Source organism: Niallia sp. M35, assembly GCF_050971705.1.
GTDB classification, from domain to species: Bacteria; Bacillota; Bacilli; order Bacillales; family Cytobacillaceae; genus Niallia; species Niallia circulans_A.
This window is the reverse complement of sequence record NZ_JBPCEP010000006.1, coordinates 267,143-279,183: the sequence shown is the minus strand read 5'-3', so window position 1 is coordinate 279,183 and position 12,041 is coordinate 267,143. Positions and strand designations below refer to the sequence as shown.

Here is a 12,041-nt window from a genome sequence, read left to right as displayed (position 1 = left end):
AGATAGTATAGTTGAATGCTTCGTTTATTACATTGTACCAAAGAATCGCGAGATATAGAATATTGATGTAGCACAAGGGTAATATCATATTAACCAGCTTTTTACTATTAAAGTTATGTAAAATGATTTTAATTAACAAGGAGGAAAATAAATTATGGCAGTAAAGGTTGCAATTAACGGATTTGGACGCATTGGCCGACTTGCTTTCAGACAAATGTTCTCTGCAGAGGGTTATGAGGTAGTAGCAATTAATGACTTAACCAGTCCACAGATGTTGGCTCATTTATTAAAGTACGATTCTGCGCAGGGAAGATATGCTTTAGCTGATAAGGTGGAAGCGAAAGAAAGTTCTATTGTGGTAGCAGGCAAAGAAATTGAAATTTATGCTCAAAAGGATCCTAAAAATCTTCCTTGGAGTAAGCATGACGTAGATGTGGTTTTAGAATGTACAGGATTTTTTACATCAAAAGAAAAAGCATCAGCCCATATTGAAGCAGGAGCTAAAAAAGTTGTTATCTCCGCTCCAGCTGGAAATGATCTGCCCACAATTGTTTATGGAGTAAACGAAAATGTTTTGAACAAAAATGATACGGTTATTTCAGCTGCTTCATGCACAACAAATTGTTTGGCTCTGATGGTTGATGTACTTGATGAATTGGCTCCAATTGAAAAAGGATTCATGACAACAATTCATGCGTATACAGGTGATCAAATGACTCTTGACGGTCCTCATGCAAAGGGCGACCTACGAAGAGCTCGCGCAGCCGCTTTAAATATCGTACCAACTTCTTCTGGTGCTGCCAAAGCAATAGGACTGGTAATTCCAAAATTAGAGGGGAAATTAGACGGTGTATCTCAACGTGTGCCAGTACCAGCTGGTTCAGTGACAGAGTTAGTCGCTGTCGTCAATAAGACGGTAAAGAAAGATGATATAAATACTGCTATGAAAGCGGCATCTTCTGATTCATTTGGATATACAGAGGAACAGTTGGTATCCTCTGACATAATCGGTATAACATATGGTTCATTATTTGATGCAACACAGACAAAGGTTACTTCACTTCCTGATGGGAAGTCTTTAGTGAAAGTTGTGGCATGGTACGATAATGAAAATTCGTATACAAGCCAAATGGTTAGAACAATTAAATATTTTGCTGAACTATAGTCTGTTGCTTAATAAGGTATGGCACTAAGAACTTGTGAGAAGTCCTCAATATCTTTTGCCTTTTAATATACGCTGGATTCTGCATTGGGAAGTTGGATCACTGCGTATTAAAAGCAAATGGCATTTTTGAGCTAAATCAAAGCCGCCATAACTTAGTAAATTAAGAGGGTGTAATTAATGCCCCCTCTATTTGTATATATGCTTGCGGCTTTAGGACAGGAGGTTTTTATGTATTCAAAGTTGCTGTTTTATTTTGGGAAGGAACCGTTACCCAGCTGTAACGGTTTAGCCTAGATGAAGCTGCCATACTTTATAAATTCAAAATAAATATCAAAATGATGACCAGTCAGTGTGGTCATTTTTTATTCAACATCTTTCATGCAAAATTTGTGCAGGGATGTTTTTTGTACTTTTTGTTCATTGGCAGCATATGGGATATCCCCTCCCTTTTTTATTTTTCTTTAATTAACTGTACACGGCCTACTTGTCCATCTTCTAGGCGAACCTTAATTCCATGGGGATGGGAGGGAGACTTTGTTAATATATCTTTTACAATGCCTGCTGTTCGTTTCCCGGTTCTTTGATCTTGTTTTAGTACTATTTCAACAGGTGTGCCTGGTGTTATGTCTTTGCGATTCTGACCGTTCATTATACACCCATGCGTTTTCTTTGGTTATTTGGCTTTTTTGTTAACTGGCTTTTCATTTTTTGCATTTTTTGATTGCCACTCATACTTGCTTTTCCTCCTTGTCCTTGCTGTGCTTTATTTGCCAGCTGCTGCTTCATGGCTTCTTGTAAGCTAATTTTCTTTTTACCTTCTTGTTCCCTTGTCTGCTTATCGTTCATATCGCTCACGGATTTTTCCTCCATTATTATCGAAATAAAGTTCCTCCCTTATCATAACATCAATCGGGTGTCAGGCACCATAAAAAGACAGTAGCCAAAGGATGTTCACTTCAGAAGGACAATTTTTCTGCAAACATATTCTCTTCTTTTTCTGAATAGGTTGTAAGAGAACAGAAATGGATGGTGGTAACGATGGATCTGCCGGTTATTTTAGCTGGGCCATTGGTGCGCAGAGTGGAGGAAACATCAGCTTATCTTTGGATAGCTTTAAGTGGAAAATATCAATTGAACGCCAATCTATACGCGATTCACTTCAATCAAACGACAAAAGAGTTTGAATACCAGCCGTTTGACATTCAGTCGGATATACAAGTATGTCGATTAGGAAAAAACTTATATATTTATTTAATCAAACTTCAGCCTATCTCCCAAAATTTTCCCACCCAAACATTGTTAGGATACAATCTAGTATTTAAAAAAGGCGAAACAAGCTATGATTTAAGTGATTTTGGATTATTAGCAGCTGATAGTCCAGTCTCTATTTGTTATGGAAACTTACAATATCCCACTTTCTTCATACCAGCAACGGCTGAAAAAAACATCTTATATGGTTCTTGCCGTAAACTGCACGGAATTGGCAAGGATGCTCTTAGTCTCGGAGATGCCAAACTACAGGAGGAATACTTTCAGTTAGAAAAAAGGCCGAGTGCGCTCTTTTTGATAGGGGATCAAATTTATGCCGATGATGTTCCAGCGCCAGCTGCCCCCATTCTATTCGCATTAGGCAAGCTATTAATGGGCAAAGAAGAGCCTATAAAGGAATTGTGCGAGACAGAGGATGATAAAAATACTGCTTTTGATATTACCATCAGCCAGATAAATGGAAGACGAGAGATAATAAAGGAATACTGCCAATTTACTTCGCGAAAAGCGGATAATCACCTTCTGTCCATGGGCGAGTATGCAGCGATGTATATCTTAAGCTGGAATACAGAGATATGGGACATGGCAACCGGGGCTGGGTATTTAAAAGACTTCGATGACTATTTAGAAGATAACCAGATTCATATACAGATAGGGGCGGATCAGGCAAAAGAGTATGAAAGAAAAGTAAGCAGTCTAAAAAGAGCATACAGCCAGCAGCAAAAAGATATAACCTCATTCCAGCAATCTTTGCCAAAGGTACGCCGCTTGTTGGCGAATATTCCCACCTACATGATATTCGATGACCATGATGTAACAGATGATTGGAATATAACGAAAGAATGGCAGGAGAAAGTAGCTTGTTCTCCGCTTGGAAACCATGTTATCGCTAATGCACTAACAGCCTATTGGGCTTTTCAGGGATGGGGGAATAATCCAGCTGCTTTCCCAGCTTCCTTTTTTCGCAAAATAAGCAAGTATACCAAAAGACTAACCGTAAATACACAGACGTATACAGAGTGGCTGCATATGATGTTAACATTTCGTGCATGGAGTTTTGTTGCGCCAACCAATCCAAGAAGCCTTGTATTAGACACTCGGACAAAACGGGCCTATCCACAAGAACGAACCTATGTTGTGGGTAGTATGTTGAAACAGCGGACAAATGGCCCGAATTTAATCCGCAAAAAAGAATGGGATTATTTATCGGAACTCTTATTATCAAGTGGATGGCAGCAGCAAACACCGTTAGTCATTATCTCTGCTACCCCCTTATATGGCGTTCATTTGATTGAATCCTTTTTAAAAAATGTCATCATGCCCCTTACTGCGGTCCTTCCATCGCTACAAAAAAGCTTAGATTTAGAATGGTGGAAATTTAACGGCAGAGGATTCTCCTTTTTTCATCAACAAATAGCAGAATGGAACCCAAGTGAATGTCTTATTCTTTCTGGTGATGCTCATATGGCCTCTGCCATCGAAGTAGAAGTATATTTCCAGCAAGAACAAAAACGGATTCTACATCAATTTACAAGCAGCCCCATTAAAAATCAGTCTTTTGAAGGATTATCTGGTTTTACATTAAAAAGAATTCTCGAATTTAGACAAAGTCGTACGAAGGAAAAGAAAATATCCCGCTATTGCGGACATGATTATTTAATTCAAGAAAAGGAAGCAGATGTCCCTTTTCTGTGGAAAGAAATAATTGCCCATCAAGTATTGTCGAATGGTTCATTGATTGATACAAAGAATAATTTAGGCTGGCTAACTTTCGATAAAAATGGGTTTAATCATCGTTTTTTAAGAAAATAATCAAGTTATTGTATAAAGAGCACTTCTTTTTTACTTCCTTTTGCATATTGCTATTGTAAAAGAAGAAAGGAAAAAGAGCTCTTTTTTTTTAACTATTAGTCACTAGTCGATCTAAGATTTTTAAAGTTGCTATAGATTAGAAAATTCAGAAAAGTGCGGTTGCTAATTCCGAGTAAGTGTATTAGAATAATAGAAAATTAAACTCTTTACAAGATAAAGGGAAGGTTCAGGAGGTTAATCATTGATCGATTTAGTGCATCGTTTTGGCCCTCAAAATTATTATCATTATTCAGGAGTAATTAATACACTACCGAAGTTTTTGGAAGATAACCATTTACAATTTCCATTAGTAATTCATGGGGAAAAGTCGTGGCAGGCAGTTCAACCATATTGGCCCGAAACTGAATTTCAGCATCCCTATAAAAAAATTTTGTTTGCTGGTGAATGTAGCTATGAAGAAATAGACCGAATAGGGAGCGAAGTCATACACCATCAGCATGATGCCATAATAGGAGTTGGAGGAGGTAAGCTTTTAGATACGGTAAAGGCGGTAGCTAGTAAAGCAAAAATACCTTGTATCTTAATTCCTACATTGCCTTCCAACTGTGCTAGCTTTACTCCAATCAGCATTGTTTATTCTGCTGAAGGAGACCATCTTGGTACGATACGGCATAGTCAATCAAATTATATGGTAATGGTTGAACCAGAATTATTAGTAAATGCACCAATCGAGCATTTAACTTCTGGTATTGGTGATACCTTGGCTAAATGGTATGAAAGTAAAATTCGTTTTAATAAATTAACAAGTGAAGAAATATCCATTCTATTGGAACTGTCTCATACTGCTGCTAAGCAATGTCGAGATAATATTTTAAAATGGGGGGAAGCTGCTGTTCAAGCAGCTGAAGCTAAAAAGAGCAATGCAGATTTCTCCCGCATGATTGATACGATTTATGCAGTAGCCGGTCTTGTTGGTGGTTTAGGAGGGAAATTTGGGCAAAGCGTTGGCGCACATGCCTTTAATTACGGATATGTCAGTTTGGGGAAAAAGGGACATTTACATGGCAGTCTTGTTGCGTATGGAATATTATTCCAGTTGAGTTTAGAAGAAAATTATGAAGAAATAAAACAATTAGTTCCTTTATACAAAAAATTGAAGTTGCCAATATGCTGGAGAGATTTGCATTTATCCCCTGAGAAAGGGGACCTTGATAAAATGGCTGATCAAATCTTAAGACCATCCTCTAGAATTTATGCATTGCCAATGGAGCTAACCAAGCAAAGCGTAATAGATGGTCTGCAAAAATTAGAAGCATTTATTACGGAAAATGAGGTGGGGTTAAATGTATTTTGATTGCTCGGAACGTCTGGGAAAATTAAAGCCGAAATATTTAGTCGTTCAAAACAAACGGATAAAAGAACTCCAGCAATCAGCTAAGCAGGTAATTAATCTGGGAAGAGGAAATCCGGATCAGCCAACATTCCCCCGTATTGTGGAGTGTCTGCAAGAAGCCATCCATGATAAGAAAAACCATGGTTATCCACCATATGGAGGAAAACAAGTGTTTAAAGAAGCCATTGTGGCTTTTTACCGAAAGGAGTATGGAGCAAATCTTTCGCCTAATCAGGTGGCGATCATGAATGGTTCTACAATCGCCTTATCTGGGTTAGCACAATCCCTTTTAAACCCCGGGGATATCGCGTTAGTTCCTGATCCTGGTTTCTTTGGGTACCAAGCGGCCGTTGAGTTGGCAGGTGGAGAACCGTTTTTCGTGCCGATTAGCGAGAAAAATAATTTTTTAGTTGATTATTCAAGCATCCCGGAGGAAGTCAGTCAAAGAGCGAAGATTCTATTTTTAAATTATCCAAATAATCCCACAGGGGCAAATGCCACAAGGAAATTTTTCGAAGAAACGATTACATATGCCAATAAATACGGAATTGCAGTCATTCATGATTTTGCTTATGCAGATATCTACTATACGGATGAAAAGCCAATCAGTTTTTTATCTATTCCTGGAGCAGTTGAAGTAGGAGTGGAAATTTACACCTTTTCCAAAACGTTTAATATGGCTGGTTGGCGGAGTGGATTTACGGTCGGGAATGAATCGCTTATTAAACATCTAAGCGCCTATTTACAAAATGCCGTTGGCGGTGTTTTTGGTGGAATACAGGATGCATCTGTGTTTGCTCTATTACATCAGCAGGCCGAACGTAATGCTTTAAGAGAGTTATATCATGAGCGGCAATTGTTAGTTGAATCTTTTTTAAAAACACTAGATTGGGAGTATGTTGCCCCACAAGGTACATTCTTCCTTTGGGCTAAAGTCCCGTTACCAATAAATTCGATTGAATTTGCCGACCAATTACTAGAGGAGGCATTGGTAGCCGTGGTTCCGGGCAGTATATATGGCAAAAACGGAGAGGGATGGATTCGCATTAGTTTGGTGACCTCTTTGGAACAATTGAAAGAATCATTTGAGCGAATAAAGAGATTTTTACTAAGGAAGCGGGGGTATTAAAATGAAGAACTTTCTAAAGCTTAATGCACTTCTTATTTTTGTTATTTCTATAAATCTATTAGCTGCTTGTAGTAATTCTACTAATTCTCAAGAAGAATCAACGAAAACTGCTAGTAAAAGCGAAACTTCAGATGAAAAAGTTATTCGCGTTGGCGCAACTGGTCAAAGTTTTCCAAACTCTTATCAAGAGGATGGAAAATTAATCGGATTTGATGTAGAAGTACTTGAAACGATTGCAAACAATTTAGGGTATAAAGTGCAATGGACACTGGCAGGCTTTGAAGGGTTAGTAGGGCAGCTTGGAGTTGGAAAACTGGATACGATTGCTAATGCCTTTGAATATACAGAGGAAAGGGCAGAACAATATAATTACTCGACAACTTATTCTTATACAAGTACAGGGATTGCTGTTCTTAAAGATAGTCCTTATGATTCTGTAAAAGATTTAAATGGACAAACAGTTGCTGGTGTATTGGGCTCAAATAAAATTAATGTACTAGAAGATTATGTGAAGAAAAACGGATTAGATATTGAAGTCAGACAATATGAAACAAGAGATGGTCCACAATCAGATACAATTAAGGGTGCTGTAGCAGGTTATGTCCAAGGAAAGCCAATTTTGCAAGCAACAATAAATAAATCGAAATTACCACTGAAAATATTAGAAGATGACTTAAAGAAATCAGAAATTGGTTTCCCGTTTGCAAAAACAGAACAGGGGGATGCATTAAGAAAAGTGTTTAATGCAGAAATAGAAAAGCTGAGAGCGGATGGAACACTAGCTGAAATCTCAGAAAAATATTATGCAGATGATATTACCTCTGAGGATTAACGAGAAGTTTAATTGATTAAGTAGAAGGAAAAGAATTTCTATTAAATAGTGTATAGGCTTCTTCGTGTAGAAGGAGCCTAATTACATTTTGCCGTTTTAAATTGCGAGTTTAGAACGTCTTTTTTTGCTCAATTATAAATGCCTGCAACACTAAAAAATATAATCTAATAAATGCAATCAAATGAAAATTATAAATAATTGAAAAAAAGTGTGGGATTAACCACTTGGAATATGTTAGAATAGTCAATAATTCGGATTAGTTTTGTTGGAATTAATTATTTGATAATTTAAATAATATTGGTACTAGGAGAGGATAGGAAATGGGTTCACATGTAGTAGCTTTAAAAATGCTGCAGAACAATTTTAGTACAGAAGAAATGCGTTCTGTGTGGGATGATGAAAATAGATTACAGAAGATTTTGGATGTAGAAGCAGCATTAGCATTAGCAGAAAGTGAGTTAGGAATCATTCCAAAGGAAGCTGGAAGAGCTATAAAGGACGCTGCAAAGATAGAAAATTTTGATATTGAAGAAATTGCAAAGGAGTCTGCTAAACTAAAACATTCCTTAATGGCTACAGTTAACCATTTGCAGAAACTATCAGGCGATTATGGAGAATATGTTCATTATGGTGTAACAACACAGGATGTAACGGATACAGCGATGATTCTTCAATTGAAGGAAGCAGATGAAATCATAAGAAGAGATACAAAAAAAGTAGCAGAGCTTCTAATTGGCTTAGCATCTAAGTATAAGAAAACGCCGATGCCAGCAAGAACACACGGAATGCAAGGACTGCCAACCACATTTGGCTTTAAGCTCGCAGTCGTTTTGAGTGAGTTTGAACGTCATCTAGATAGATTAAAGAGCGTCCAGTCGCGTATTTTCACAGGTGTTCTTGCTGGTGGTGTTGGTACATACGCCGCTTTAGGAAGTATAGGACCAAAAATTGAAGAACGGGCATTAGAAATTTTAGAACTTAATGCGCCAAAGATTTGCTGGCATTCTTCACGTGACCGAATTTCGGAGTATGGCTCAGCGCTAGGGCTAATAAGTGGTTCATTAGGAAAGCTGGGAAATGAATTCTATAACTTAATGCGGACAGAAATCGACGAAGTGGAAGAGCCGTTTTCAGCAGGAAATGTGGGCTCAACTACGATGCCGCATAAACGTAATCCAGCTATTTTTGAAGGAATTGCCAGTCTAACAAAACCTATCTTACATAGTGTTGCCCTATTGCATGAATCATTAGTGATGGAACATGAAAGGGATGCGATGAGCTGGAGAAGTGAATGGATAGCTTTACCAGAAATTTGTTTATATTTATCCTCTCAATTGAAAAGTATGATAACCGTTCTTGAGGGGCTTGTAGTGAAGCCTGAGAACATGCTGAAAAACTTGGAACGATTAGGTGGACTGATTTTATCAGAACGTGTCATGTTTGCTTTATCAGAAAAAATAGGTAAACAAACTGCCCATCATCTTATATATGAAATCGCAATGGAATCAGCTGAACAAAAAATTCCATTTAAAAAATTACTTGGTCAGAATGAAAAGGTGGCTGCTGTATTGACAGAAGACCAAATTAATCAGCTATTAGATCCTAGTCAATATATTGGCTTAGCCAGTGAGAAGGTAGATGAAGTAATTGCTTCGATTAGAAATGGAGGGCTTTTAAGTGAGTAATTTATCTTTTCATCAAGCAACATCCAAAGATATTCCCGAATTACTTGATCTATCTCTAAGAGGATATGCCTCTATTCGAGAGTTGGGAATTCACTTTGCTGCTGCAACAGCAGATGTAGAATTGGTAGAAAAGAATATCAAGGAAAATATATGCTTCTATTTACGAGATGAAGGCAAAATGGTTGCAACTGCTTCTGTTCGCATGCCATGGAGCGGTCATCCTGGTCCGTTTGAAATTCCCCATATTTGGTGGGTTGCAGTTGCACCAGAAGAAAAAAGAAAAGGATATGCAAGCAAAATCCTTCATTATGTGGAGGAGAGTTTTTTAAGAGATACTCTTCATTGTCCATCTGTATCGCTTGGCACGGCGAAAGAGCATCCTTGGCTTAGAGAAATGTATGAAAAACGAGGATACAAAAAGGTTGGAGAGACGGATTTAGGGAAAGGGCATATTACAATCTATTTAGAAAAATTACTTTTAGCAAAATCATATAAGAAAAGGTAGGAATTGATAATGTTTAAGAAAATAACTGTAATCATGAGTATAGCATTTTTACTATTATTATCTGCTTGCAGCGGAACAGATAATAAAACTGAAAATGGGGAATCTTCGAAGGAGCAAAAAACACTTCGTGTAGGTTCAACCGCACAAAGTTATCCAAATGGATATGAGGAAAATGGTAAATTAGTAGGTTTTGATATAGAAGTATTAGAGAAAATCGCTGAAAACTTAGGCTATCAAGTGGAGTGGGTTAGATCAGACTTCGCTGGTTTAATGGGACAATTAGAAACAAAAAAAATTGATACAGTGGCAAACTTTGTTGCAGTTACAGATGAAAGAAGAGAAAAGTATCAGTTTTCAGAGCCATATGCGTATGCAGGTGCTACCATTGTTACAAATAAAGACAATGCATATGATAGTTTAGATGATTTAAAGGGCAAAACAGTATCCGGAGTATTAGGATCGAACAATGTGAAGAACTTAGAAAATTTTGATCCTGACATCATCCCTAAAACATATGAGAACCGAGATGGTGCAATGAATGATGCGATTAATAAACGTGTTGATGGTTATGTTAACTCTAAATCTTCTTTAATCGCAGAAATTGAAAAAGGGAATTTGCCATTGAAGTTTGTAGGAGAGCCGTTTGTGTATGAAGATGTTGCTTTTCCGTTCCTTAAAAATAAAGATGGAGAAGCTTTGGCAGAAGCATTTAATGCGGAAATAAAAAAATTACGTGAGGATGGTACCTTAACAGAAATATCGAAGAAATATTTTGCAGACGAGGATATCACCGTTAAGGAATAGTTTGGAGGTCCAGTATGAATCTTAATTTAGATTTTCCATATTTAGTTGATATATTACCAGAACTGTTGGAATTCATACCGCTTACTTTATTTCTTGCTGTTCTATCCATGGTTTTTGCGATCATTGGCGGATTGATTTTAGCTGTGATATCCAGATCGAATATTCCTGTATTAAAGCAGCTTGCTGCTGTATATATTTCGTTCTTTCGTGCCATTCCCACATTGGTTCAATTATTTTTAATTTACTATGGGCTGCCACAAATTTTTCCAGCTCTAAGTGCGATGACTGCTATAACAGCAGCAATCTTAGGGCTTAGTTTAAAACAAGCAGCGTTTTTGGCAGAAATATTTCGTGCTGCATTGAATTCAGTTGACAAGGGACAGGTGGAAGCTTGTTTATCAGTTGGTATGACAAAAGTGCAAGCCTTCCGGAGAATTGTTTTACCTCAAGCGACACGAAATGCTATTCCTGCAACAAGTAATATTTTTATTGGTTTAATTAAAGAAACCTCTTTAGCGTTTACTTTAGGAGTAGTGGAGCTTTTCGCGCAAGGGAAAATAATTGCTGCTAGTTCTCTTAAATTTTTTGAAACCTATTTGGCTTTAGCGCTGCTTTATTGGGTGTTAATTATTCTTGTTACCTTCGTTCAGCGGGCTATTGAAAAAAGAATGGAAAAACCGTATTTATCATAAAGGAGTAGTAGGATGATAGCTGTTACAAATCTAAAAAAGAGGTTTGGAGAGAACATAGTATTAGATGGTGTTAATTTACAAGTTAATCGTGGAGAAGTGTTGGCTATTATCGGCCCGTCTGGATCTGGAAAGTCAACATTGCTCCGGTGTCTGAATTTATTAGAGATGCCTGATGAAGGGACTATTCATATAGGCGAGACAAATGTAAATGTACAAAAAATGGGGCGGAAAGATATTCATCAACTTCGCCAAGAAACAGCGATGGTGTTTCAAAACTATAACCTTTTTAAGAATAAAACCGCCTTGCAAAACGTTACGGAATCTTTGATTGTTGCCAAGAAAATGAATAAACAAGATGCGGAGAAATTAGGGAAAGAACTTTTAGTGAAGGTAGGGCTTGAGGATAAGTTTCATCAATACCCTGCCACATTATCAGGCGGGCAGCAACAACGCGTGGGTATTGCTAGAGCACTCGCTGTTAAGCCGTATGCCATTTTATTTGATGAACCAACTTCAGCCCTTGATCCAGAATGGGTTTCAGAAGTGCTGCAGGTTATAAAAGATATTGCACAACAAAATACAACCATGATTATTGTGACCCATGAAATGAAATTTGCGGAAGAAGTGGCTGATAGAGTGATTTTTATGGCAGATGGAAATATCATTGAAGAGAATGAGCCGAAAGAATTATTTCATCATCCACAAAATATAAGAACAAAACAATTTTTAAAAACTTTAGAAAGAGATGAATAATA

General features: G+C 37.4%; 12 protein-coding genes. 10 read left to right on the top strand and 2 right to left on the bottom strand.

Going from position 1 to position 12,041, the window contains the following annotated elements:
• Positions 1-154: 154 nt before the first annotated feature.
• Positions 155-1,165 (top strand): type I glyceraldehyde-3-phosphate dehydrogenase, encoded by a 1,011-nt coding sequence (gene gap, locus NiCM35_RS10365; RefSeq protein WP_095329715.1) that lies wholly within the window; start codon positions 155-157, stop codon positions 1,163-1,165.
• 451 nt (positions 1,166-1,616) lie between these two features.
• On the opposite strand, the gene NiCM35_RS10360 is transcribed toward gap, so the two are convergent.
• Complete coding sequence (locus tag NiCM35_RS10360; RefSeq protein ID WP_095329716.1) at positions 1,617-1,814, bottom strand: YwbE family protein; 198 nt, start codon at positions 1,812-1,814, stop codon at positions 1,617-1,619.
• Entirely contained in the window at positions 1,814-2,011 is a 198-nt protein-coding gene (locus NiCM35_RS10355) for a hypothetical protein (RefSeq protein ID WP_433779424.1), read from the bottom strand. Before NiCM35_RS10355 ends, NiCM35_RS10360 begins: the two co-directional genes overlap by 1 nt.
• Positions 2,012-2,191: 180 nt before the next feature.
• Between NiCM35_RS10355 and NiCM35_RS10350 the strand changes: the two genes are divergently transcribed.
• From NiCM35_RS10350 to NiCM35_RS10310, 9 genes are all read left to right on the top strand, one after another.
• Positions 2,192-4,246, top strand: coding sequence for a metallophosphoesterase family protein (locus tag NiCM35_RS10350; protein ID WP_433779401.1), 2,055 nt, complete (start codon positions 2,192-2,194; stop codon positions 4,244-4,246).
• A 241-nt stretch (positions 4,247-4,487) separates the two neighbouring features.
• On the top strand, positions 4,488-5,600 hold the full coding sequence (locus NiCM35_RS10345) for an iron-containing alcohol dehydrogenase (RefSeq protein WP_144545698.1): 1,113 nt from the start codon (positions 4,488-4,490) through the stop codon (positions 5,598-5,600).
• A complete protein-coding gene (locus tag NiCM35_RS10340) occupies positions 5,590-6,768 on the top strand; it encodes an aminotransferase class I/II-fold pyridoxal phosphate-dependent enzyme (RefSeq protein WP_123260470.1) in 1,179 nt (392 codons plus the stop codon). The genes NiCM35_RS10345 and NiCM35_RS10340 overlap by 11 nt, the downstream gene beginning before the upstream one ends.
• A 1-nt stretch (position 6,769) precedes the next feature.
• A complete protein-coding gene (locus tag NiCM35_RS10335; RefSeq protein ID WP_095329720.1) occupies positions 6,770-7,600 on the top strand; it encodes a transporter substrate-binding domain-containing protein in 831 nt (276 codons plus the stop codon).
• A gap of 320 nt (positions 7,601-7,920) precedes the next feature.
• Entirely contained in the window at positions 7,921-9,285 is a 1,365-nt protein-coding gene (purB, locus tag NiCM35_RS10330; RefSeq protein WP_164463713.1) for an adenylosuccinate lyase, read from the top strand.
• Positions 9,278-9,790 (top strand): GNAT family N-acetyltransferase, encoded by a 513-nt coding sequence (locus NiCM35_RS10325; protein ID WP_047942100.1) that lies wholly within the window; start codon positions 9,278-9,280, stop codon positions 9,788-9,790. Before purB ends, NiCM35_RS10325 begins: the two co-directional genes overlap by 8 nt.
• A 6-nt stretch (positions 9,791-9,796) precedes the next feature.
• Complete coding sequence (locus tag NiCM35_RS10320; RefSeq protein ID WP_235850250.1) at positions 9,797-10,594, top strand: transporter substrate-binding domain-containing protein; 798 nt, start codon at positions 9,797-9,799, stop codon at positions 10,592-10,594.
• 14 nt (positions 10,595-10,608) lie between these two features.
• On the top strand, positions 10,609-11,286 hold the full coding sequence (locus NiCM35_RS10315) for an amino acid ABC transporter permease (protein ID WP_047942102.1): 678 nt from the start codon (positions 10,609-10,611) through the stop codon (positions 11,284-11,286).
• Between the two features lie 12 nt (positions 11,287-11,298).
• Entirely contained in the window at positions 11,299-12,039 is a 741-nt protein-coding gene (locus tag NiCM35_RS10310; RefSeq protein WP_047942103.1) for an amino acid ABC transporter ATP-binding protein, read from the top strand.
• The last annotated feature ends 2 nt before the right edge of the window (positions 12,040-12,041 follow it).

What these genes read in the sequence shown, in the direction of transcription:
- gap (WP_095329715.1), top strand. Translation starts at nt 155, where the DNA reads ATGGCAGTAAAGGTTGCAATTAACGGATTTGGACGCATTGGCCGACTT.
- NiCM35_RS10360 (WP_095329716.1), bottom strand. Translation starts at nt 1,814, where the DNA reads ATGAACGGTCAGAATCGCAAAGACATAACACCAGGCACACCTGTTGAA.
- NiCM35_RS10355 (WP_433779424.1), bottom strand. Translation starts at nt 2,011, where the DNA reads ATGAACGATAAGCAGACAAGGGAACAAGAAGGTAAAAAGAAAATTAGC.
- NiCM35_RS10350 (WP_433779401.1), top strand. Translation starts at nt 2,192, where the DNA reads ATGGTGGTAACGATGGATCTGCCGGTTATTTTAGCTGGGCCATTGGTG.
- NiCM35_RS10340 (WP_123260470.1), top strand. Translation starts at nt 5,590, where the DNA reads ATGTATTTTGATTGCTCGGAACGTCTGGGAAAATTAAAGCCGAAATAT.
- NiCM35_RS10335 (WP_095329720.1), top strand. Translation starts at nt 6,770, where the DNA reads ATGAAGAACTTTCTAAAGCTTAATGCACTTCTTATTTTTGTTATTTCT.
- purB (WP_164463713.1), top strand. Translation starts at nt 7,921, where the DNA reads ATGGGTTCACATGTAGTAGCTTTAAAAATGCTGCAGAACAATTTTAGT.
- NiCM35_RS10315 (WP_047942102.1), top strand. Translation starts at nt 10,609, where the DNA reads ATGAATCTTAATTTAGATTTTCCATATTTAGTTGATATATTACCAGAA.
- NiCM35_RS10310 (WP_047942103.1), top strand. Translation starts at nt 11,299, where the DNA reads ATGATAGCTGTTACAAATCTAAAAAAGAGGTTTGGAGAGAACATAGTA.